The 24,674-nt window shown below is 45.8% G+C and carries 18 protein-coding genes; 11 read left to right on the top strand and 7 right to left on the bottom strand.

Annotated features, from left to right (window positions below; genetic code table 11):
- Positions 1-25 precede the first annotated feature (25 nt).
- Positions 26-1,651 (bottom strand): malate synthase A, encoded by a 1,626-nt coding sequence (aceB, locus tag IQO02_RS19305; RefSeq protein WP_016793169.1) that lies wholly within the window; start codon positions 1,649-1,651, stop codon positions 26-28.
- A gap of 314 nt (positions 1,652-1,965) precedes the next feature.
- Between aceB and gcl the strand changes: the two genes are divergently transcribed.
- The 6 genes from gcl to IQO02_RS19335 all read left to right on the top strand — a co-directional run bounded on the left by gcl (position 1,966) and on the right by IQO02_RS19335 (position 9,622).
- Positions 1,966-3,738 carry a glyoxylate carboligase gene (gene gcl / locus IQO02_RS19310; RefSeq protein WP_016793170.1) on the top strand — a complete coding sequence of 591 codons (1,773 nt, stop codon included), beginning with the start codon at positions 1,966-1,968 and terminating at the stop codon, positions 3,736-3,738.
- Between the two features lie 152 nt (positions 3,739-3,890).
- Positions 3,891-4,667: a hydroxypyruvate isomerase gene (gene hyi, locus IQO02_RS19315; RefSeq protein ID WP_010432688.1), complete on the top strand. Its 777-nt coding sequence runs from the start codon at positions 3,891-3,893 to the stop codon at positions 4,665-4,667.
- A 37-nt stretch (positions 4,668-4,704) separates the two neighbouring features.
- Complete coding sequence (locus IQO02_RS19320; protein WP_016793171.1) at positions 4,705-5,601, top strand: 2-hydroxy-3-oxopropionate reductase; 897 nt, start codon at positions 4,705-4,707, stop codon at positions 5,599-5,601.
- 242 nt (positions 5,602-5,843) lie between these two features.
- Positions 5,844-7,154: a glycerate kinase type-2 family protein gene (locus tag IQO02_RS19325; protein ID WP_016793172.1), complete on the top strand. Its 1,311-nt coding sequence runs from the start codon at positions 5,844-5,846 to the stop codon at positions 7,152-7,154.
- 163 nt (positions 7,155-7,317) lie between these two features.
- On the top strand, positions 7,318-7,926 hold the full coding sequence (locus IQO02_RS19330; protein WP_010432697.1) for a TetR/AcrR family transcriptional regulator: 609 nt from the start codon (positions 7,318-7,320) through the stop codon (positions 7,924-7,926).
- 259 nt (positions 7,927-8,185) lie between these two features.
- Positions 8,186-9,622: an amidohydrolase gene (locus IQO02_RS19335; RefSeq protein ID WP_016793173.1), complete on the top strand. Its 1,437-nt coding sequence runs from the start codon at positions 8,186-8,188 to the stop codon at positions 9,620-9,622.
- A 136-nt stretch (positions 9,623-9,758) separates the two neighbouring features.
- Here the strand turns inward: IQO02_RS19335 and IQO02_RS19340 are convergent, their stop codons facing one another.
- From IQO02_RS19340 to uraH, 6 genes are all read right to left on the bottom strand, one after another.
- A complete protein-coding gene (locus IQO02_RS19340) occupies positions 9,759-12,155 on the bottom strand; it encodes a hypothetical protein (protein WP_016793174.1) in 2,397 nt (798 codons plus the stop codon).
- Between the two features lie 150 nt (positions 12,156-12,305).
- The gene (locus IQO02_RS19345) at positions 12,306-13,544 is read right to left on the bottom strand and encodes an alpha-xenorhabdolysin family binary toxin subunit A (protein ID WP_016785510.1); all 1,239 of its coding nucleotides are present in this window, start codon (positions 13,542-13,544) and stop codon (positions 12,306-12,308) included.
- A 766-nt stretch (positions 13,545-14,310) separates the two neighbouring features.
- Complete coding sequence (locus tag IQO02_RS19350) at positions 14,311-15,675, bottom strand: 8-oxoguanine deaminase (protein WP_010432708.1); 1,365 nt, start codon at positions 15,673-15,675, stop codon at positions 14,311-14,313.
- Between the two features lie 177 nt (positions 15,676-15,852).
- Positions 15,853-17,304: a nucleobase:cation symporter-2 family protein gene (locus tag IQO02_RS19355; protein WP_016793175.1), complete on the bottom strand. Its 1,452-nt coding sequence runs from the start codon at positions 17,302-17,304 to the stop codon at positions 15,853-15,855.
- 262 nt (positions 17,305-17,566) lie between these two features.
- Positions 17,567-18,910, bottom strand: coding sequence for an NCS2 family permease (locus IQO02_RS19360; RefSeq protein ID WP_016793176.1), 1,344 nt, complete (start codon positions 18,908-18,910; stop codon positions 17,567-17,569).
- 247 nt (positions 18,911-19,157) lie between these two features.
- Entirely contained in the window at positions 19,158-19,511 is a 354-nt protein-coding gene (gene uraH / locus IQO02_RS19365; protein WP_016793177.1) for a hydroxyisourate hydrolase, read from the bottom strand.
- A gap of 411 nt (positions 19,512-19,922) precedes the next feature.
- On the opposite strand from uraH, the gene puuE reads away from it, so the two are divergent.
- The 5 genes from puuE (at position 19,923) to IQO02_RS19390 (ending at position 24,418) form a co-directional block, all read left to right on the top strand.
- Positions 19,923-20,861, top strand: a complete 939-nt coding sequence (gene puuE / locus IQO02_RS19370) for an allantoinase PuuE (protein ID WP_010432718.1) — start codon at positions 19,923-19,925, stop codon at positions 20,859-20,861.
- A gap of 22 nt (positions 20,862-20,883) precedes the next feature.
- Positions 20,884-21,399: a 2-oxo-4-hydroxy-4-carboxy-5-ureidoimidazoline decarboxylase gene (uraD, locus tag IQO02_RS19375; protein ID WP_010432721.1), complete on the top strand. Its 516-nt coding sequence runs from the start codon at positions 20,884-20,886 to the stop codon at positions 21,397-21,399.
- Positions 21,400-21,522: 123 nt separating this feature from the next.
- Complete coding sequence (gene alc / locus IQO02_RS19380) at positions 21,523-22,509, top strand: allantoicase (protein ID WP_016793178.1); 987 nt, start codon at positions 21,523-21,525, stop codon at positions 22,507-22,509.
- A 14-nt stretch (positions 22,510-22,523) separates the two neighbouring features.
- The gene (locus IQO02_RS19385; protein ID WP_010432729.1) at positions 22,524-23,084 is read left to right on the top strand and encodes an ureidoglycolate lyase; all 561 of its coding nucleotides are present in this window, start codon (positions 22,524-22,526) and stop codon (positions 23,082-23,084) included.
- 14 nt (positions 23,085-23,098) lie between these two features.
- Positions 23,099-24,418: a urate hydroxylase PuuD gene (locus IQO02_RS19390; protein ID WP_016787541.1), complete on the top strand. Its 1,320-nt coding sequence runs from the start codon at positions 23,099-23,101 to the stop codon at positions 24,416-24,418.
- Positions 24,419-24,674 lie beyond the last annotated feature (256 nt).

Consider the following 24,674-nt stretch of genomic DNA (forward strand, 5'->3'; position numbering starts at 1 on the left):
ACTGGTTCAGCTCGGTACAAGAGTCCTAACTGGACTCTTGTAATAGCCCATAGCTGGGTAAAGTTAGGAAGGCAGCGAACTCTTCGGCTGTAGAAAGTTGATAGAAAAGATCAGCTGTCTCTTCAAATCGACCTGCTGCGTAGCGCGAGTCACCGACTTCATGTTTTATTGTGTCTAACTCCTGGTAAAGCCAAGAGTGGAATAGTGATTTGGTAAAGGTTTGGCCATCATCGAGTGTTACCCCGTGGTGGATCCATTGCCAGATGTTGGCTCTTGAGATCTCTGCGGTGGCGGCATCTTCCATTAGCCCGTAGATAGGCACACAACCGTAGCCTTGGATCCAAGCCTCAATGTAATACAGCGCAATGCGTATATTTTTACGTACTCCTGCTTCGTCGCGGCTGCCTTCACAAGGTTTTAGCAACGAGTCGGCATTGATCACATGCTCTGGGCTTTGGAAATCCATTTGGTTTACTTTGCCATCTAAGTGCTTATCAAAGATCGACATTGCCAAATCAACCAGTGCAGGGTGCGCGACCCATGTGCCATCGTGTCCGTTCTGAGATTCTCTTTGCTTATCTTCGATAACCTTGGCAGTTACACGCGACATCTCTTGCGGATCTTTTGCTGGAATAAAGGCCGACATACCACCCATCGCCAGTGCACCGCGAGCATGACAAGTACGCACTAACAGCTGGCTATAGGCATTTAGGAATTCTTGATCCATACCGATTCCGTGACGGTCTGGCAGGATACGATCTTTATGGTTTTTCAGCGTTTTGATGTAGCTGAAGATGTAATCCCAACGGCCACAGTTCATCGCTACGATATGATCACGCATTGCGTACAAGATCTCTTCCATTTGGAATACGGCTGGAAGCGTCTCAATCAAAACCGTCGCACGAATGGTGCCTTTGGGTACGTGGAAATAGTTTTCGGTGAAGCTGAAAATATCGTCCCACCACTGTGCTTCTTCCATGCTCTCAAGTTTGGGAATGTAGTAGTAAACGCCTAAGCCTTGTTGTGCTCGTGACTGATAGTTATGGAAAAAGTACAAGGCGAAGTCCATCAAGCAACCGCCGATAGGCTGATTGTTGAATTGGATGGATTGCTCAGGAAGGTGGATCCCTCGTGGGCGTGCGATCAGCAATGCAGGATCGTCGTTTAATTGGTAACGCTTCTGCTTCTTCTCATCGAAGTAACTAATGGTGCCAAGGTTGGCGTCTCTTAGGTTAATTTGCCCTTCGACCATGTTGGCCCAAGTCGGGGAAGAGGCGTCTTCAAAGCAACACATGAAGACTTTTGCGCCTGAATTTAGCGCGTTGATCACCATCTTTCTTTCGATAGGTCCGGTGATCTCTACGCGACGATCCAGTAACTCTGGCGGCGGTGTCGCCACTTTCCACTCTTTATTCTGACGAATGGAAATGGTGTCCTTTCTGAAATTAGGTAGCTCACCGTTGTCATATTGAGCTTGTTTTATGTCGCGGTCATTTAGCAGGGTATGACGGCGATCTCCAAACTTATTAACAAGGGCTTCTAAGAACTTTAATGCATCTTTAGACAAGATCTCTTTGTACTCGGAGTTGTCCATCTTCCCAAGTACCTGCATACACAGCACATCTTCTCTCTCTTTCACGTCATTCATCATTGCCTGTCTCCTTTACACAATACGATGTCATTTTGTATACAAAATTCTCTTTTTAAGGATATTTATATGGTAGAAATTGTAAACAATCAAACGGTATTTAACATTTATTTATCATTTAATCTTTTTGTAATTTATTTTTACGTAAAGATATTTTATGTAAAGCAATGAATTGTAAGCTTTTCAGGGTAAGTGCGGACTAAATGCGATGGGCTGATGTAATGAAAATGTTTCATTTTGGGCTTGATAAATGCTGAGTATGATTCATAGTACACAAAAGTTAGTTTAATTGTATACAATCTGAACTGGAGGTTCGAATGGCAATTATGAAAGCGATTGAAGCAGCGGTAGAAGTGCTTAAACGTGAAGGTGTAGACATCGCATTTGGTGTTCCCGGCGCAGCAATAAACCCTATGTATGCGGCTATGAAAAAGCTCGGAGGAATCGACCACGTCTTAGCTCGACATGTAGAAGGTGCATCGCATATGGCCGAAGGGTACACGCGTACCAATCAAGACAATATCGGTGTGTGTATTGGTACCTCTGGCCCTGCGGGAACGGACATGATCACGGGGCTTTATTCGGCGTCTGCAGATTCAATCCCAATCCTATGTATCACAGGTCAGGCTCCGCGTGCTCGCCTTCATAAAGAAGACTTCCAAGCGGTTGATATTGAATCTATCGCTAAACCAGTCACTAAATGGGCAACCACGGTGCTGGAACCTGCACAAGTGCCACGCGCATTCCAAAAAGCCTTTCATTTAATGCGTTCGGGTCGTCCGGGTCCAATCCTGATTGATCTACCGATTGATGTTCAGCTGGCTGAGATTGAGTTTGATATCGATACCTATGAACCGTTAGAGCCTTATAAGCCACAAGCGACACGCGCGCAGGTTGAGAAAGCATTAACCATGATGTCTCAATCGGAAAAACCGCTGATCGTATCGGGTGGTGGCGTGATTAACGCTGGCGCGTCTGAATTGTTGCAACAGTTTGCCGAGATCACTGGTGTTCCTGTTATTCCAACCTTAATGGGTTGGGGATCGATCCCGGATGATCATGAGTTAATGGCGGGTATGGTGGGGCTACAAACTTCTCACCGTTACGGTAACGAAACCATGCTGAACTCTGATTTTGTGTTTGGTGTTGGTAACCGCTGGGCTAACCGTCATACCGGTTCTGTGGATGTTTATACCGAAGGCCGAAAGTTCGTACATGTAGACATTGAACCAACCCAAATAGGCCGCGTGTTCTGCCCAGATTTAGGCATTGTCTCTGATGCGAAAGCAGCGCTAGAGCTAATGGTTGAAGTGGCGCAAGAGTGGCGTGATGCTGGCAAGCTGCCAAACCGAAATGCTTGGGCAAGTGAGTGTCAGGAACGCAAATCGACCATGCTGCGTAAAACCAATTTCGATGAAGCGCCAATGAAACCGATGCGTGTTTATGAAGAGATGAACAAGGTATTTGGTCGTGAAACTTGTTATGTGAGCACGATTGGTTTGTCGCAAATCGCTGCCGCTCAGTTCCTGCATGTTTATAAGCCGCGTAACTGGATCAACTGTGGTCAAGCTGGCCCACTAGGTTGGACAACACCAGCCGCATTGGGTGTAAGAGCAGCTGATCCAAATCGCGATATCGTTGCCATCTCTGGTGATTACGATTTCCAATTTATGATCGAAGAACTGGCGGTAGGTGCTCAATTCAACCTGCCATACATTCATGTGTTGGTGAACAACTCGTATCTAGGTTTGATTCGCCAAGCACAGCGTCAATTTGATATCGATTATTGTGTACAACTGGCGTTCGATAACCAGAATGCGCCAGAACTTGAAGGCTACGGTGTTGACCATGTAGCCGTTGTTGAAGGTTTAGGCTGTAAGGCGATTCGAGTTAGTGAGCCAGACCAAATTGCGGCGGCGTTTGAGCAAGCTAAAGAGCTGATGAACAAGCATAAGGTACCGGTTGTTGTTGAGTTGATTCTTGAGCGAGTGACCAACATTGCGATGGGCGTGGAGATCAACGCCATCAATGAATTTGAACCGCTTGCCGAAAGCCGTGGCGATGCCCCAACAGCGCTAGCGTACAAGTAATCATTAAGTCATGTGTATCCGTAGAGCTGAGGTTTAGCTCTATGGAAAGTCTCCAATAGAGCGAGGCTTGCTAAGCAACCGTAGCTCCACCAAATAACCGTTGCTTCACTAAACCGTCATAGTTTTACCAGATAAAGAATAAGGACAGAGTCATGGCAAAATTTGCAGCAAACTTGTCAATGTTATTCACGGAAGTTGATTTTATGGACCGCTTTGAAGCTGCCGCAGAAGCGGGCTTTCAAGGTGTCGAATACCTTTTCCCATATGCCTTTGATGCGGATGAGATTAAACAAAAGCTCGACGCTAATAACCTAGAGCAAGTGCTATTTAACTTGCCTGCGGGTGATTGGGACGCTGGCGACCGCGGTATCGCGGTAGACCCAGCAAGAGTTGAAGAGTTTCAAGCGGGTGTACCTAAAGCGATTGCTTACGCGAAGGCTCTTGGCTGTACACAAGTGAATTGCTTGGCCGGGATTGTTCCGCAAGGTGTGACCCAACAAGACGCGCAATCGGCGTTTGTGATCAACCTGCATTACGCGGCGAACGCGCTAGCAGCAGAAGGCATCAGCCTAGTGATAGAAGCGATCAACACCCGTGATATTCCGGGCTTCTTCTTGAACACCACAGAGCAAGCCAAAGCGGTCATTAAAGAGGTAGGGAGCGATAACCTTTCTATCCAATACGATATTTATCACATGCAAATTATGGAAGGCGATCTTACGCCGACCATGCAACAAAACATTGGCCAAATCGCACACGTGCAACTGGCAGATAACCCAGGCCGACACGAACCGGGTACTGGCGAAATCAATTACCCATTCGTGCTCAATTATCTTGATGAGCTTGGCTATCAAGGCTGGGTGGGTTGCGAATACAAACCAAAAACGACAACGACAGAAGGCCTTGGTTGGCTGCACCAATACCGTTAATTGCGTCTGGTAACCCTCAAACGTTAAGGAGAACAACATGTCTAAAATTGCATTTATCGGAACTGGCATCATGGGTAAACCTATGGCGAGTAACCTTCAAAAAGCAGGTCACGATTTGATTCTGTCGGATCACTTTAATGCAGCACCTGCTGATCTTGTGGCAGCGGGTGCAACGGTCTGCCATTCACCAGCAGAAGCGGCTGAAGCAGCGGATATCATTATCTTAATGGTGCCGAATACCCCTCAAGTTGAAGATGTTCTGTTTGGTGACAACGGCGTAGAGAAAGGCCTAACGGCGGGCGGTGCAGCTGGAAAACTGGTTATCGACATGAGTTCGATCTCGCCAATCGCGACCAAAGCAATCGCAGCTCGAATCAACGAAGGCGGCGCGTCATACCTTGATGCTCCGGTATCCGGCGGCGAAGTAGGCGCTATTAATGCAGCGCTGACTATCATGGTGGGTGGTGAGCAAGACGCCTTTGACAAAGCACGTCCGCTATTTGAAATCATGGGTAAGAATATTACGCTGGTGGGTGATAACGGTGCAGGCCAAACGTGTAAGGTCGCAAACCAAATCATCGTGGCGTTGAATATCGAAGCCGTGTCTGAGGCGCTCGTATTTGCTTCGAAAGCTGGTGCTGATCCAGCACGCGTGCGTCAGGCTCTATTAGGTGGCTTTGCTAACTCTAAGATATTGGAAGTACACGGTGAGCGCATGGTTGAAGGTACCTTTGATCCAGGATTTAGAATCTCACTTCACCAGAAAGACTTGAATCTGGCGCTAACGGGTGCACAAGAGTTGGGTGTTGCACTACCGAACACGGCAAACGCACAAGAGCTATTTGGCGAGTGTGCCGCAATGGGCGGCGAAGGTTGGGACCACTCTGCGCTTATCCAAGCGATTGAGAAACGTTCTGACCACTCGATTCGTTAATCTAATTAACGGTTTGTCCGTTTAGTGGTTAGTCAATCAACCGATTATCCATTAATTAATTCGGGCTGCTATTGATTTGTAGCCCACCAGTTTGTTTATAAATCGCGTAGTTTCGTCTCCTTTTATACGCGTTCCTGATACGAGGCAGAGGTTGAAGTTGTTCCTTTCCAACTTGATCTTAGCAGGCACCCTTTGGCCTTGTATCGGGGTTCTTTTTTTCTCCGTCAACTAAGGAGTGGCTGATGGACATTGATGCTAAGCAGTTTCTACAAACCCTTTTCTCAAGTGCTGTTAATCAGGCGCTACCTAAAAATCACATCGAACCTTTTCTTCCTCAAGATATTTTTTACCGCTCAGCTAACCAAGCTGGGCGAACTGTGGTAATTGGCGCAGGAAAAGCAGCCGCGTCGATGGCCGCTGAGCTTGAAGCGGTTTGGCAAGCAAAGCAACAGCAAGATCTCGCACTGCGTGACCTTGAAGGTCTCGTCGTGACCCGCTACGAACACACCGCACCTTGCGAACACATTGAGGTGATCGAAGCGGCGCACCCCGTCCCGGATGCGATGGGCTTAGAAGTGAGCCAACGTATGCTGGAATTAGTGAGTGGCCTGAGTGCTGACGACACCGTTATTTGTCTACTGTCTGGCGGCGGTTCTGCTTTGCTAAGCCTGCCCGGTGGCGACATTAGCTTGGCTGAGAAGCAACAAATCAATAAGGCGCTGCTCAAGTCGGGCGCAGCCATTGATGAGATGAACTGTGTTCGCAAACATCTATCTTCGATAAAAGGCGGTCGCTTAGCCAAAGCTGCTTATCCAGCAAGAGTTGTGTCATTGGCGATTTCTGATGTGCCGGGTGATGACATCAGTGTGATTGCCTCTGGCCCAACCGTACCCGACACCACCACGCGTTTTGATGCGATGGCAATTTTAGAACGTTATCAAATAGAAACACCACGCTCGGCATTTGAATGGTTAAATAATCCAGAGTCAGAAACCGTAAAGCCAGATGACGTATGTTGGAAAAATGCAGAGCACCATATTATCGCCACCCCGATGTCGGCATTGGAATCCGCTGCAGCAGAAGCTGAAGGCTTAGGCATTCCGGCTTATCTGTTGAGTGATTGTATAGAGGGAGAAGCGCGAGATGTTGCGAAAGTTCACGCTGCATTGGCTAAGCAAGTGGCCAATCACAAGCACCCATTTGCGACGCCTTGCGTGATACTTTCCGGCGGCGAAACCACGGTAACAGTTAAGGGAAATGGTCGCGGTGGGCGTAATTGTGAGTTCTTGTTGAGTCTATATAACGAGCTCAAGGGCCAAGACAATATCTTCGCTTTGGCCGCTGATACTGATGGGATTGATGGCGTGGAGGACAATGCGGGCGCGTGGATTACCCCACAAACATGGCAGCAAGGTTCGAGCTTGTCGCTTAAAGCGCAAGACTATCTCGATGCCAACAACAGCTACGATTTCTTCAAGCAAGTCGATGTGCTTCTTACCACGGGACCGACGTTGACCAATGTGAATGACTTCCGCGCAATATTGATTCTATAACTTGAACAGTTCAAAAACACGGCATGGAATGGTCGCTTCTTAACAAATAGAGCGGCCATTTTATTGTTATCGATGCGGTGACCTTGAGTTCTGGAATTATCTTCTGGACTAATAAAGCACGTTGATTACTATGGTTTTATTGATGAGCTGTAAGGGGGGCAATATGTCTAGGATCAGACAAAAGAATCAAGATTTAATCATCGAAGTCGCGTGTGAACAATTCGCTACTCATGGATATGCCGCAACAAAAATGGCTGATATCGCGAAAGCGGCCGACATCCCTAAACCTAATGTATTCTATTATTTCAGCTCCAAAGATAAGCTCTACAATGCCGTTCTAGAAACCGTCACTCAGCCCTTACTGGAAGCGTCACGTCCGATTGAAGAGCTCAGCGACCCTGTTGAAGCCCTATCTCAATATATTCAAACTAAGTTGATCATCTCTCGTGACCATCCACACGCCTCTAAGGTATTTGCAAACGAAGTGATGTCTGGCGCTAAAGTATTGCCGAAAGAGATTGGTGACGAACTGTATAAGCAATCCCAGATGATCCTCGATAAGTTCTCAACGTGGTCAGCACAAGACTTAATGGATGACGTTCCTGCACACCACCTGATGTTCACCATCTGGGCAGCCACCCAAACCTACGCCGATTTTGGCTGGCAGATTTGTAGCGTGATGCAGAAAGAGCAGCTCGATGATAAAGACTATGAAGATGCCGCTGAATTCATCACCCAGCTAGTGATTAAAGGGTGTGGGGTGAAAGGCTAACGTTGTTTGAACGTTTATTTAGGTCTGCGATTGCAGGCCTTTTTTGTTTGTGCATGTGAGTGAGCATATGTGCAAAGCTACTTTTGTGACCTGTTGTGCAATAACTTATTTATCTTGAATTTGGCTCGATTAGGTATGCCATTTTATTTAAAGTTAGCGTTATAGTATCGGCAAAAATTCAATTACCTCATTTTTATTAAAGCTAGAAGCTAATATTAGACTTCTATATTTATTACACGCACAACATTAAGGTTTAGCAATGACGCTTAAAAGCTTGGCATGCACCATCAGCACAGTTCTACTGGCAGGTTGTGGTTCGACGGTCGCGACGCAAACATACAACGCCGATCTGATCATCACCAATGGACAGGTTCTAACAATCAATTCAGAAATGGATGTGATTGAAGACGGTGTGGTTGTGGTGAAAGATGACCAGATCATCGCTGTTGGTAACGAGGATTTGATTACTCAATACCGCGCTGAAAAGGTGATTGACGCTCAAGATGGAATCGTTATGCCGGGCATGGTCAATGCTCACAACCATTTGCCTATGATAGCGTTTCGTGGCTTGGGGGAAGAGGGCATCTCGAATCGTCTGTTTGCTTACTTCTTCCCACTAGAGGCAGAAAAGCTAAGCCGTGAATTGATTTACAACGCAACCAAACTTGGTTCTATCGAGTTGGCGCAAAGTGGTGTCACGACTTACACTGACATGTATTACCACATGGACGAAATGGCTAAGGCGACCAAAGAAGTCGGCCTGCGCGCCGTGCTGGGTGAAACCGTGATTAAATTCCCAGTGGTTGATGCCAAAGAACCTTACGGCGGCATCGAGTATGCCAAAGGCTTTATTGAGCAGTACAAAAACGATGAGTTAATCACACCTGCTTATGCACCACACGCGGTGTACACCGTGAGCAAAGATAAGCTGCAAGAAATCAATAAACTGTCGGCTCAATACGATGTACCCGTGTTGATTCACGTTGCTGAATTCCCGAATGAAGAAAAGCGCATCAAAGACGAAACCAAAGCGACATCGCCAGTTGAATACATGGATGAAATCGGTGTGCTTGATGAGCGTGTCGTGATTGCTCACGGTATCCACCTGTCAGAGAACGATCAAAAGCTACTCAAGCAAGCTGACGCGGGTATCTCATACAACCCAATGGCGAACGCCAAAGGGGCGACAGGCATTGCGCCTGCTTGGGAGATGTATCGTGCCGACATGCGCATTGGCTTAGGAACAGACGGTCCAATGAGTTCAAACCAAGTCGATATCATGCGCACCCTAAGCTACGCAGCTAATATGCAGCGCTTAAAGCATTCAGATCGCACCATCATGATTCCTGAGCAAGTGATTGAGATGGCGACATTAGGTGGTGCGAAAGCCCTACACATGGAAGACCAAATCGGTTCTCTTGAAGCGGGTAAGAAAGCAGACATCGTGATTGTAGAGACACAATCGGCGAACATGATGCCGAATTACGACCCATATGCGACTTTGGTTTACCAAGCGAACCCAAGCAACATCGACACCACTATTGTTAACGGCCAAATCGTAATGGAAAATCGAGTGATGCAGACCGTTCAACTGGATGACATTCGTCAAAGCGTCGATGAGTTTGAAACTGATATCAAAGCCTTTGCCAAAGAGCTTTCTAAGAAGGCGATTAAGTCTAAGAGCTTGATGGATTAAGGTGTAAATCGGTTTCTAAAAATCGAACTGAATGAACAAGGCCGACACCACGTCGGCCTTTTTGTTGGTGGTTGATCCCCTTAACCTCGGTCTCTTGGATTAACGCAACGCTTCGGTTAGCTAAAGTAGCACTTAGCTAATTAGAGCAGCTATTGCCATTCGGGATACCGCTGCCTAAGAATTCGACGCGAATCTGTTCGACATCTTTTAAGTACTGGTTGTTCGTTTGCTCGGTTTTATCAAAGTTGTTGAGCGTGACATTCCATGATGAAAACGGAGTGGGTTGGAAGTAGGCGTATTCGAATTTATTCGCCACGGCACCATCGGTGATGATGCTAACATCGTTGGTGGTTGGATCATCTAGGCGGTAATAGAACGCGCGTGAAACAGGGTTAGAACTGAACTGATAGTCCTTGTTCTCATATCGGTCTAAATAGTTACCCGAACTGGAAACTCGCAGGTTGAGTTGCTTGCCATAAGGTAAGTTTTCACCCTCTAAGAACACTCGTACCGTGGAAAGCCTAACGCGGTCAAACGAACACAATTGGACTTGTTCTAGTGGAATGGTGAAGTTTAGTTGTCCGGTTGTTGCAAAGCTCTCTAGTTGCTCGGGGCTAGAAATGGTGTAGTTGTCGATGGTGAAATCTTGTGGTGCTGGTTGGAAAGAAGACAGAGCATTTACATACTCACTTTCGACAGTAGCCAAATTAAACTGGTAGTCCAAGTAGCTTTTATTCAGAGAAGGCGTAACTTCGCTTGGCTTCAATGCCCAATATTCGTATGCCTGAACATAGTTAGACAAAGCAACGAACATCGGACGCTTAAAGTGCATCAACACTCGTGATAGTTCACGTTCAATCGAATCGAAGCTGTCAGTGTCTACTTGATAACCCTCGATCGCATCGTTCAATCTTTGTTGTTGATTGATAGTCACATTATTGGTGAGTAAGAGGTCTACCAACTTCGCTTGCTCGTGAGCAAAGTTAAGCTGCGTGATGTTAATTGCCTTACCGAGCAGAACCTGCTTTTCGAGTTCGAGTAGGTATTGTCTTGATCCTTTGATACCTAAGCTATCGGCATATCTTAAGTTGCTGCGGATCTCGGTGATCATCAGATCCCACGCCAGATTGCTTTCATTGATGGTTGGGATGTTGAAGTTAAAGCCATCCATCGCTTCAGATACCTTCTGGAGCTTGATGGTTGATTTAATGTCCGCGGTTAACTGAGAAATGCCAGAAATCGTTTTGGTCACGCTATCAATAATGCCTGTGACGGACTTGATATTGGTGACGAGGTTTTTCGCTTTTTCTAATGCTTCAGGTGTTTTAGCCAATTGCTCGGTTAGGTCATTCACACCAGAAAGGTTGCCTGTGAATACCCCACTCACGGCACTTCCAATTTCGGCTATTGCTTTGAATATTGCGAGAGCCGCATTGAGTTGTTGTTGGGTTTTCCAATTCTCGACACCAACTAAATAAGTGGTTTTTGAACTGAGAGTGACTAGTTCTTGTGCTTTATATTGGCTATCGACCTCGGTCAGGCTATCGCCTATCTTGTCTATGTTGGATTGGGTTTGTGTGATGATCGAACTCTGAGCGCGTAGAACGTCTTCGATGTTAGCGAGTGCTAACTTGGCGGCTTCAATCTTGTCTTCAATGACCGTGTTTCTATCTTGAATAATGTCCCATTGAGTTTGATACGCGATCATAGCGTTCAAATAGGCTTCGTATTTATCTTGATATAACACCTTGTCGAGATAAGGAACGTAATTGCTCTCTTTGGTGCTGAAGCTAATGAATTGCTTGAACGCGACCGTTTGTAGGTAAAGGTCGGAAAGAATCGGATCGTCTTCCACCACTGAACCTGAGTAACGCAAGCTCTGTTCAATCCAGTTGATGAGGTCGAGGCTAAGCTTTGGGTTGGTATCGTATAAGCTGGCTGCCATATCAAACGAGCGATTAACAATGTCTGTAAAAGGTTCAGTAGCCAGTTTCATTTGCCCAGTAATGTTCGAGTCAATGGTCGTTCTTCGGTAGTGCTCTCCTGCTAAGACAACGGATTCACCACCTCCTGTATTTCCTGTTAGGGCATCTCGTGTAATGCTGCCATCGCTTTGGAAAGCGAGTACATTAATCGGTGTTTCTATTTCGCCGGCAATCACAGAAATTGAGGCTGCAGAGCCTTGCTGTCCGAGCACAAACGTCGGCGTGCCTTGGCCAACGATTTTCCGCGCAAAAATAAGGATGTTTTGGTTGTTTACAAGCAAGTTGAAATTCTCTGGAATTTCAATGGTATCTGCAAAAACGACGATTTTTGAGGGTTGAGTGACGTAAAGGTTTTGTTCTGCTATCCAATCACTGAGGTTGATGTGTAAATCGGATGTGGAACGAGATAGAACGCCGACATCGGAATAGGCCGATTGAACCCAAGTTGGGTATTCGGTTGAATTGGGTAAATTGTTCAGTTCAAGCCAATCGCTAGAAAAAGCCTGTGGAGAGAATGAAAGAGAAATAATAATAGGTAGAAGTCTCATATTGATGTCCTGTCGAAATTAGTATTTGCCAAATTTTGGGTAGCAGAAGCCAGCACCTTAATTTTGATAAGGTGTGGCTTTCTGTTAGGGATATATTTTTGGCTATTGCGTTATATTTTTGTGTTTTTATATGATCGAGAGGTCTATGGACTATTCCATTTCTTGGATATATGCATTGTTTGCGAACGCTTTTGCTTTCTCACTAATATTACTCCAGTTACTTTCTGCAACCGTTGTATTGGCAAGAGCGCCTATTGCGCCTAGCATTGCGTCGTCTTTCATGATGTCGGCATTATTCTGGGCTTGTTCTAAAGCAACGAGCAGTGAAGTAAAGTCGGCATTCATTTTCTGCCAATTTAGTTTCAGCTTATTAATATGTGGAATCGCATTTTCTATTTGTTGAGAAATCATATCGATACTCTCTGAAGAGCGATGATAAGAGTTATATATTTTCTGTGTGTAAGTTAACTGGTCTTGAAGCTCTTTTACTTCGTTTTGTAATTCGTTACGAAGTTTGCGTGCTTTTTCTGCTTTATCGCCATATACGCCCATGATTGGACCTGCAACCAGAGGGAACCATGCATAAGTCACCGCGGTAGAGGCGACCGTAACGTAGTGAGTGTAATCTTTGTTGAGTTGAGTAATACGCGCATTGATGTCATTCACTCGCTGCTGAAGCGCGCTGCCATCGTCGCTTAGGTAACCGTTGTGAGTGCCTTCCAACACATCTAACTGCAATTTTTGTGTATCTAATGTAGCTGAAAATTCCAATAGGTTACCGCCAACGTCAGACACTTCTTGTTGGTATCTCATGGAAAAACTCTGCAGGCTTTTCAGGTAAGCGATCGCCACCTTTCTATTGCGTTCTACCGCTTCGATATCTTCTGGGAGCGGCGAGAATGCTTTGGCCAGCATTTCATTCAAAGCATCACTAAGTGGGTTAAGCATGTAGTCTTTAATTTGGACGTAATTGGCCAAGCTTAATGAAAGACCAACGATGCTTGGATAAAGATCTTTTTTCCAATAAAAGGCGGTATCGTGAATATTTGAGTATTGCTGAACCAGTGCTTGGAAATTAGAGAAAGGAATGTCGTTAGGAATACTTAAAGTCGACTTCATACTGGCTTCTGTCACGGGTAGGGCCAAAGCACCTTCTACATAGGCTTGAATCTGATACCACTCTTGTTGCTTAAGAATAAAGTTGTCAGTTTCTAAATCGATAAAGACGCCATTCTCACCAATGATCGTGTCGTAGGTAACTTGAGGTATGTTTTGTTCAGCTGACGCTTGGTTGATTTGAACTGGAGCGGCTTGAGAAGTGAGTGCAAAAGAGGAAAGTAGCCCAATTGATATCGAAGATAATACAAGTGTTTTTGTGATTTTTTTCATCGTTTAGCCCTGTTAGATTTGTTATTAGCTTTTTGCAAAGACAATAATCCCCCTACCACTTGATGGCATTTTTTAAATATTTATGAAGGGTTATTGAATATTTTAATATTGTTATTTTTGTGATTATTTTTTGTTCTTTAAAACTAACCTCTTTAATGTGTTTTTTGTTTTTATAAGATTTGGTCAATCTATAGCAGATTTATAATGAAAAGTTCTATTTAGGTCACACATTTGGATTTATATTGGTCGTTTGTTGATCTATTGAATTTAATGATATTTGAATCATTAGTTTTGGTTCTTTTGTCAGGCTAGTTATGGAAAGGCCTCGAGAGGTTTTCATTCTATTCATAAAGGTGTTAAATGATAAAAATATAATTATCGCCATTATTCTTATTATTACTAAATCTGTTGATTAATTTAATGAATATATAAATAGAACGAGCGTTTTAAATTTGATCTGTGCCAAACAATGTACGGGTGTTTTTATAATGACGGGAATTTTTATTAGCGAATGTTTTATTAGGTGATCTTATATTAGGTGTAATTAAATTAGATTATATTCAATTAGATTGTATTTAATTAGTTATTGTTTGTATTTCCGATTTAATAAAGGTAGAACTATTTAAAGAAATAGATTGATACAGATTGAGAGGCAATCATGTTTGCAGATTTTTTGGGATGCTTGCGGGTGTTTTCTAATGCTTATAAGTTTACCCACCAAAGCCGTTCGCTTTGGCCTACAGTCTTTGATGGGCAAGTATCTTAGTTAGTTGTTATTCATCGCCAGTTTACCTAGCTTCATTGCGGCAGAATGGTGGCGGTGCATCAGTTGCTCCATGTCTACGCCAATAACGGCACCATCGTTAACTCGCCATTTTCCGGCCACCATCACTTTATCCGCTTGTTGAGCACCACAAAGTAGTAATGCAGCGAGTGGATCGTGGCTACCAGAGAAACGAATATCATCGAGTTTGAACATTGCGAGGTCGGCTTGTTTGCCAACCTCTAGCGTACCAATGTCGGTTCTGCCCATTGCGCGTGCTGAGCCTGACGTTGCCCAGCGCAGTGCATCGAGGTGTGAAACATTGGCAGAACCATATTGCAGGCGTTGTAGATACATTGCCATGCGCACTTCGGCAATCATATTTGAACCGTCGTTTGAGGCGGAACCATCAACACCCAACCCGACTTTTACGCCTGCTGCTTCAAGATCGTTGTTCTTACAAATACCGGAAGCCAGCATCATGTTGGACGTCGGGCAATGGCTGATACCAATGCCCGCTTTACCCAAACGTTTGATCTCTTCTGGATTGAAGTGAATACCATGAGCAAGCCAAGTGCGTTCATTCAGCCACCCCACATCTTCTAGGTAATCCACAGGGCGTAGGCCAAATTTCTCAATACAGAAGTCTTCTTCATCCAAGGTTTCGCATAGGTGAGTGTGCATCATCACGTTCTCACGCTCACTGATCTTGGCGGTTTCTTTCATCAGGTCTGTAGTGACTGAAAACGGCGAACAAGGCGCGAGTGCGATTTGAATCATCGCCCCTTCATCACGCTGGTGGTAATCGCGAATTAAGCGTTGGCTGTCATCAATAATGGTTTGTTCAGTTTGAATGGTGTGTCGTGGAGGTAGTCCACCTTCATCTTCTCCAAGGCTCATGGATCCACGCGTAAATATCGCTCTCACACCTAGCTTCTCTGCCGCTTCGACTTGTAAATCGATGGCATGCTCAAGCCCGTTTGGTAGCAAGTAATGGTGGTCTGACGCGGTGGTACAGCCCGACATCATTAACTCGACCAATGCTAGCTCTGTAGCAAGGCTCATCATCTCAGAATCGAGGTTAGCCCAAACTGGGTAGAGGCTTTGTAGCCAATGGAAGAGTTCTTTATTGAGTGCGCCAGGGTAGGCACGCGTTAGGGTTTGATAGAAGTGGTGGTGCGCATTGATAAGCCCGGGAGTTACAACATGACGAGAGGCGTCGACGCTGTAATCTACGGGTAAGGTCGGCTCTTTGTGTTTGCCAACCAATTCAATGACTTTATTACCTTTAATGACGATTCCGCCTTCTGCATCAGCCTGTGAGCCAGTGTAGATTGCGAGAGGATTCTTAATCCAGATGGTTTCCATTCATAGTAGTCCTTAGCCATCTCAGCCTTTTCAGGGAAGAGGGTCTTTGTTGGTATTTGCTGTTGATAGATAAATTCGAATCAGGGGGCGTTAAAACGTTCAATGTTCTAATCATTCCCTGATTCTGTGAAAATCGGTTTTACGCTAGTCAGTGAACCCGTTAAATTGGGGGATCAGCTAGTTCGTTTTTGGCTCAGGATTTTCTGATGCCGCTTGAACGTCTGCTTCTGTACTTGCATGTTGAATCTCTAACTGCTCGCCTGAGTGTAGTTCTTCTTCAGCCTGTTCTTTCATTTCTAGCTCAACTTGCGCTTGGCTCTCGGCTAACGCTTCTTGTTCTTCAGCTTTTGATGATTTTGGTAACACAAGGTTTAGCAGAACCGTCATGATGGTGCCTGTGGTAATGCCCGAGTGAAGGAAGTTCGCCAAATCATGCGGTAAGTGTTGCAGCAGTCTTGGTTCGAAAGTTACCGCCAAGCCAGACGCCAAACCTACACAGATTACCAAGGCATTTCGTTTGGTGTCTGCGGCTTTGATCAACATGCGGATACCCGCGTAAGCAATCATACCGAACATCACAAAGCCCACACCACCCAAAACAGGTTTCGGAATCGTGACGGCAATAGCAGCTAATTTCGGGAATAAACCGCCTAAAATTAGTAAACCACCGGTTGCAGCCACTACATAGCGACTTGCTACCCCTGTGATACCCACAATGCCGACGTTTTGGCTGAACGACGCCAATGGCATCGCTGTTAAAATCGAAGATAAGGTACTACCAAGGCCATCGCCTAACAGCCCACGTTTTAGATCTTTACCGCTGACTTGGGTTTGGCAGTTGTTGCCCAATGCCATGAAGTCACCCGTTGCTTCGGCGATCACCACGATGTACACCAAGCTCATACTGATGATGGCACTGGCAGAAAAGGTAAAGCCATATTTGAAAGGTTCAGGTCCGCCAACCCAAGCGGCAGAGCTGATTTGTTCAAGGTCGACCATACCGAGCGATAGCGCCACAATGTAGCCGCCCGCTAAACCAATCACGATGGCTGAAGCGGCAACCGCGCCTTTACAGTAAACCGATACACCAACCACAATCCCCAAAGAGACTAGAGCTAGAAACAGTTTTGGTAGCGTAGCGAATTGTTCCGTGTTGGCAGGAGAATCTCCGACCCAATTCATGGCAACCGGTAAAATGGTTAAGCCGATTAGGGTAACCACCACACCACTTACCACGGTTGGGAACAGTTTCCGAACCTTGTCCATATAGAAGCTGGCACCAATCACGACAAACGAGCCGATAAGCGCCGAGCCCATGATAGCGGCGACACCGCCTTCGTTACCGATTGAGATAGCGACACCTAAAAAGGCAAAGCTCGAACCCATAACAACGGGCAGTCGAATGCCAACAGGGCCAAAGCCGAGACATTGAGCGACGGTTACAATACCTGACGCTAGTAGCGCAGCATTGATCAGCGAGACGATCTCTGTGTTAGGTAGGCCGATAGAAGCGCCGACAATGAGGGGAACAGCAACAATGCCACCAATCGAGGCGAGCATGTGTTGCAGTGCGAGTAGGAGGGTCAGCCCATGAGGCGGTCTTTCATTTAGGGTGTACAGAAGTTTCATTTGATATTCCTCTGCCTGCGTTTTCGTTTACAGACGATTGGCGGTCAAATAATGACTTCTACAAACTGCGTAGGGTCATAAAAAAGGTGCACTAACCGAGCGGAATGCGTCTACACTCCGCTGATTAGCACTATTAGCTTTTTCTTAAAAATGTTGTTCTAGCATGTGTCTTAATAGCTTGGCTTGTGAACAAACCAAGCACTCATTCTTGAGCCATCTCTAAATGACCAAATGTCTAAGAGACGGCTCAAGAACGATTTGATTAACCGATGAACACGAGCTTCGCGACAAAAATCGCGGCTAGGAAGTACATCGAGATAGACACATCTTTGGTTTTACCTGTCGCCAGTTTAAGCACTGTGTAGGTAATGAAACCCAGTGCGATACCATTAGCGATAGAGAAGGTCAGAGGCATCATCAGTGCAGTGATTGCAGCGGGAGCACCGTTGGTAAAGTCTTTCCAATCGACGTGCTGCATACTGCTCATCATCACGAATGCGACGTAAATAAGAGCACCAGACGTTGCGTAAGCGGGGATCATGCCTGCAAGCGGTGATAGGAAAATTGCCGCTAAGAACAATACGCCAACCACAATCGCTGATAAGCCAGTTCGCGCACCTGCTGCAACGCCTGCGGCACTTTCTACGTAACTGGTGACTGGTGGACAACCCACACACGCACCTGCCACGCTTGAAATACTGTCGGCTTTAAGCGCTTTGCTTAGGCCTTCAATTTTTCCCGTTTCAGGGTTAGTTAGGTTTGCACGCTCAGCCACGCCCATCAAAGTACCCGCGGTATCGAACATGTTTACAAAAAGGAAAGCCAAGATAACGCTGATCATTGAAACATCGAGAGCGCCCATAATGTCCATTTTTAGGAACGTAGGCGCTAAACTTGGTGGAGCTGCGAAGAAGCCGTTGTACTGCACTAAGCCAAGCATCATGCCAACCAGAGTCACACTCAAAATTCCGATTAACACGGCACCAAATATTTTACGCTCACTGAGTACCGCGATGATCAAGAAGGCGATAGCGGCCAGTAGCGCTTCTGGTTTAGTAAAATCCCCTAAAGAAACCAAAGTCGCTGTATTTTCGACGACGATACCTGCTGTTTTAAGACCAATTAGACCTAAGAACAAACCAACGCCCGCAGTCATGGAGTAACGTAAACTCACAGGGATACTTTCAATGATCCATTGGCGGACTTTGTAGAAACTCATCCCGACAAACAAGATACCTGAGATAAACACCGCACCCAGTGCCACTTCCCAGCTGTAGCCCATTTCGCTTACTACCGTGAACGAGAAAAAGGCATTCAAGCCCATGCCCGGCGCAAGTCCGACAGGCCAGTTCGCAAATAACCCCATTAACAAACAACCGATCGCAGCACCAATACAGGTTGCGACGAATACCGCTCCTGCATCCATGCCTGACGCAGCCATAATTTGTGGGTTAACGAAGATGATGTAAGCCATAGTGGCGAAGGTAGTCACACCCCCCATTAATTCATCTTTCACGCTGCTTCCGTGGGCCTTAATTTTAAAGAGTTTCTCTAAAATTCCGTTATTCGCGTCTTGGTTGAGTATTTCTGTTTTACTCTCACTCATGTCAGCAAGTCCTTTTATGTTGTGATCCATTTATTGAATACAGCGAGGTTTCAATATTAAGTTTTATGGTTTTTTCCTAGCCGTTATTTCTTTAGTTATCTGTTGTTTAGTCATCAACTCTCTAACTAATAACGTTGTTAGTATTTTTATATGAGCGTGTTTAGTGAGTGCACACCCTTTGGGATGTACACGTGAATCTGTTTATTATTCGACGGTTGAGCTTAGTTCGAAGTTCTAGGTCACGGGACTAACTGCCCCGATAGGTGGAGAAACTGTAAGGCGAGACGAGAAGAGGAACGTGATAATGCGCTTCTGGATCATCTAAGCCGAAACGAATAACCACGTCGTCTAGGAAAGGCACGCCATCCAGCTCTACGCCTTTACTTCTGTAGTAATCGGCTACGTAAAACACCAATTGATACTTCCCCGGTCGGAAATCATTCCCTGCCAGAATCGGTGCATCGGTTCGGCCATCGGAGTTGGTGAGTACCGTCACCAGCTTTTCTGTTGAGCCTTCGTTGACCTTAAAAAGCTCTACCTTTATCTCTGCACCCGGTAAGCCGTGAGTAGTGTCTAATATGTGTGTTGTTAGTCTTCCCATAGTCCTTTAATAGCGCTTTTGGCGCTCCTCTGTTCCGTGGTTTATCTGTCTATTTCGACCTTGCAAAGAATGCAACTGGTCACTTTGTTATCACTAACTATGTACGAACTGTACACAATTAGTAAAGCGAATTGTTACAAAAATGTTGGCTAACCTGTCGTTTTTCTTGACTTTATAGATCTTGATTATCGCTTTTTAATGAACTTGAATTTTGTTAACTTGTTGTTTTTAATTCAAAAAGTTGCGACCATTTAACTTGAATAACAAAATCTTTACATCGAGATAAATAATTGTATACAATAAATGTACAGGGGTAAGGTTACTCGATTTTTGGAAAGTCCATTAACTGATTTATTTTGATGAACCAGTGAAAGAGCGGCCAAGCCAACCACTTATGTTAGGAGTACTTGGATGAATAAGGATTATTCAAGGAATTTGATCGGTTATGGAGCTAACCCTCCAAACCCTCAATGGCCAGGTAATGCGCGCGTCGCGGTTTCTTTTGTATTGAACTATGAAGAGGGCGGTGAGCGTTGTTTGTTACATGGAGACGACGAGTCTGAAGCTTTTCTTTCAGAGATCCCGTCAGCACAGCCGATCAAAGGCGAACGTCACATGAGCATGGAATCCATTTATGAATATGGTAGCCGCGCGGGTGTATGGCGTGTTCTTCGCTTGTTCGATGAATATGAAATCCCATTGACCGTCTTTGCGGTTGCTATGGCGATTGAGCGTCATCCAGACGTTGCTAAAGCCATGGTCGAGGCGGGTCACGAAATCTGTAGTCATGGTTATCGTTGGATTGACTATCAATACATTGATGAGTCTGAAGAGCGCGACCACATGAGCAAAGCGATTGAGATCATCCAACAAGTGACGGGTCAACGCCCACAAGGTTGGTACACAGGTCGAACGGGTCCAAATACGCGTCGCTTGGTAGCAGAAGAGGGCGGTTTTCTTTACGACTCGGATGCCTACGATGATGACCTGCCTTATTGGCACATCGAAACCGGTCATCCGCAATTGGTGATCCCTTACACACTCGATGTGAACGACATGCGTTTTTCAACGGCGCAAGGCTTCAACTCGGGTGAGCAGTTCTTCCAATACCTAAAAGACACGTTTGACACCCTTTATATGGAAGGTGAAACCGCACCGAAAATGATGTCGGTTGGGCTTCACTGTCGTTTGATTGGCCGCCCCGGTCGTATTGCTGCATTAAGACGTTTCTTAGATTACGTCAAACAGCACGACAGCGTGTGGTTGTGTCGTAGAATCGATATTGCTAACCACTGGCACCAACATCATCCATATCAACCAAATAACGCTATTCATCAACCGCAAAAGTAGCAGTGAAGCAAGGAGGCTTAACGTGACTAAATTTCGATCATGCCAACCAACAACCATGGACCGCGATATCTTTGTCGCTCACTTCGCTGACGTCTACGAACACAGCCCGTGGGTTGCAGAACTGGTGTATGACCAAGGTTTGAATGCCGAAGACGACCATATCGAGAATCTTCATCTGAAAATGGCATCGACTTTGTTAAGTGCAGACCAAGGTAAACAGTTGGCTTTGATCAATGCTCACCCGGATTTAGCCGGTCGAGCAGCAGTAAACGGCGAACTTACCGAGTCGTCGACCAAAGAACAAGCGGGGGCGGGCATCGACCAGTGCAACGCCGAAGAATTTGAAAAATTCACTTCTTATAACAACAGCTACAAAAGTCGCTTCAATTTCCCTTTTATCATGGCGGTGAAGGGAGCCAATCGTTACCAAATTCTTGAGTCGTTCGAGATGCGATTAGGAAATGATAGTGAAACTGAGTTTGCTACGGCGATTCAAGAGATCAATAAGATCGCGATGTTTCGTCTCTGGGATATGTAAGTTAACGGAGTTAACAGCTATCTCAGCCCAGTCTTAGTGCGCTAAGAGTATGCTTTATAAGCGAATAAGCCACTAAGTTCTCATTTTATTATTACTTGATTAATTTCATAGGATTACACGGACATGACCCATAAATTTGAACAGTACATAAACCTTGCAGATGAAAAACTCGGCGCAAAAGCTATTTTTGCAACAGATGATTTTTTCGCAGATAAAAGCCGTCTACTCAGCCACGCAGCACCAGAGTGGAAAGACGACTTATACGACGATAACGGCAAGTGGATGGACGGCTGGGAAAGCAGACGTAAACGCGGCGAAGGTTACGATTATTGTGTCGTTCGCCTTGGCCTAGCTGGCACCATTGCTGGCGTTGATATTGATACCTCATTCTTCACAGGTAACTTCCCACCTTCGGCATCAATTGACGCGTGTTATTCACCACAAGGTGAGCCAACAGACTCAACAGAGTGGCAAGAGATTCTGCCTTCAATGGCACTACAAGGCGATCATCATCATCTTGAAGACATCGAAAGCGACCAAGTATTTACGCACCTACGTTTGAACATCTACCCAGATGGCGGTGTCGCACGCTTACGTGTTTATGGCCGACCAAGCGTGGATTGGGACGCAATAGACTCTCAGCAACAAGTTGACCTAGCAGCCGTTGAGCACGGTGGCCGAGCACTCGCATGTAGCGATGAACATTATGGCAACAAAGCCAACATCTTAGGCCCTGGGCGCGGTGAAAACATGGGTGATGGCTGGGAAACAGCACGTCGTCGTACACCGGGTAACGACTGGGTAATCGTGGCATTAGGCCACCCAGGTAATATCGAACGTATCGTTGTGGATACGGCACACTTCAAAGGTAACTACCCAGACAGCTGCTCAATTCAAGCGGCTTACGTGAAAGGTGGCACCGACGACCAAGTTGAAACACAAAGCCTATTCTGGCGTGAACTCTTGCCAGCACAAAAACTGCAAGCACATGAAATTCACGAATTCATTTCTGAGGTTAACGACCTTGGTGCGATTACCCACGTACGTGCAAACATATTCCCAGATGGTGGTATCAGCCGTTTGCGTCTATTTGGTACGAAAGCGAAATAGGTAAGGAAATGAGTATGAGTAATGGAATACGTCGTTTATCTATCGAACCGTTAACCAAGCAGGCTTTTGCAGAGTTTGGCGATGTTATCGAGTCTGATAATAGTGATTTCTTCATGATCAACAGTGGATCAACACGTCGTTACCACAAGCTAGCGACAACGGATGTGCAAGACCAAGAAGGAGAAGCGATCATCAGCATCTTCCAAGCCACACCGTTGAGCTACCCACTGACCATCAAAATGTTAGAGCGTCATCCACTTGGCTCTCAGGCATTCATTCCATTACTTGGTCAACCCTATTTAATTGTTGTTGCGCCAAAAGGCGACGATCCGACATTAGCCAATAGCCGAGCTTTCATGAGCAACGGCCGTCAAGGAGTGAACTATCACAAAGGGGTGTGGCATCACCCAGTTCTCGCCCTCACCGATCAAGACCAGTTCTTGATCGTCGATAGAGGCGGCGAAGGGCACAACTGTGACGAAGTTTATTTCGACAGCGATCGAGTGGCATTGCATTTGGAAGATTTGCCAACGGAAGACAACAAGGAAGAGCAACGCTTAGCTAAAGCGTTGTGATACAGGAGTTTATTATGGATCCGCATATTACAGAATGGTTGAATTTAGCAATACGCTGGGCTCACATGATTGTTGGTGTTGCGTGGATAGGCGCATCATTTTACTTTGTTTGGTTAGAAAACAACCTTAACCGAGTTAACCCTAAAACGGGCCTTTCAGGTGACTTATGGGCGATTCACGGCGGTGGTATCTATCATCTAGAGAAGTACAAACTTGCGCCACCAGAGATGCCAGAGCACCTGCACTGGTTCAAATGGGAAGCTTACTTCACGTGGATCACCGGTGTGTGTCTACTGGGTGTGGTTTACTACCTCAACGCTGAAATTTACCTGATTGCACCGGGCTCTGGCCTTGATTCAACAACGGCAATCGCGATTGGTATTGGTTCATTCGTTGCTGGTTGGTTTATTTACGACTTACTGTGTGACTCGCCATTAGGTAAAACCCCCGTGTTGCTTGGCGTTGTGCTGTTTGTACTACTAGTCGCTGCAACATATGGCCTAACTCAAGTGTTCAGTGGTCGTGGCGCTTACATCCACGTAGGGGCCATCATTGGTACCATCATGGTGGGTAACGTATTCCGCGTTATCATGCCGGCGCAGCGTAACTTAGTGAAAGCGATTGAAGAGAAGCGCGAACCGGATCCTGCATTGCCAGCGAAAGGCTTACTGCGTTCTCGTCACAACAACTACATGACACTGCCAGTGCTGTTCATCATGATCAGTAACCACTTTCCAAGCACTTATGGCTCGGAATACAACTGGTTGATTCTTGCTGGGCTAGCGATCTTTAGTATCTTGGTACGTCACTACTTCAACACCCGTCATGGTAGCCAGAAGTTTGCATGGACAGTACCTGTAGCGGCATTGGGGATGATCACGCTTGCATTTGTTACCTCGCCTTACGCGAAAAAGCAGATGACTCCGGTTGTACAAGCGCCAGTGGTTCAAGAAGTGCAAGTAAGCGCGACTGAATCGACGACAGAAGAGGCTGTTTCGAACGGCACAGCTTCAACGACGACTCGTTCTCAAGCTGTTCCTGCAGACCACGCAATGCAAACGGCTAGCGCAGGCGTAAGCTTTGAAACCATCAACAAAGTCATTCAAGAGCGCTGTTCTGTGTGTCACTCCTCAACCCCGAGCCACGCCGCTTTTGCTGCTGCGCCAGCCGGTGTGATGTTTGATACCCCAGAAGAGATTAAAGCCAACGTACCAAGAATTGTTGCTCAAACCGTAACAACCAAGGTGATGCCGCTTGGCAACATGACTCAAATGACCGATGCAGAACGTGCACTCATCGGCACTTGGGTTGAGCAAGGCGCGACGCTTCAATAACAGTACTTTGTAATAACAGTACTTTGTAATAACAGTACTTTGCAATAACAGTACTTTGCAATAACAGTAATCAGCACCCTTTACCTAAGAGCATGAGTCTTAGGTGAGGCTTGGGGAGAGTTTAGTTTCGGGCACGCGCCAAACTCATCCCACCCTGTTTCCCCGGTTCCTATAACCGGGGCTTTTTGTTTTTGGGCAATCGGGAAAGTGAATTATCTATATGGATGAAACTCATCTCATATTTTAGTATTATCTA

It is taken from the genome of Vibrio sp. OPT24 (assembly GCF_015163545.1).
In the GTDB taxonomy this organism is placed as follows: Bacteria; Pseudomonadota; Gammaproteobacteria; order Enterobacterales; family Vibrionaceae; genus Vibrio; species Vibrio cyclitrophicus.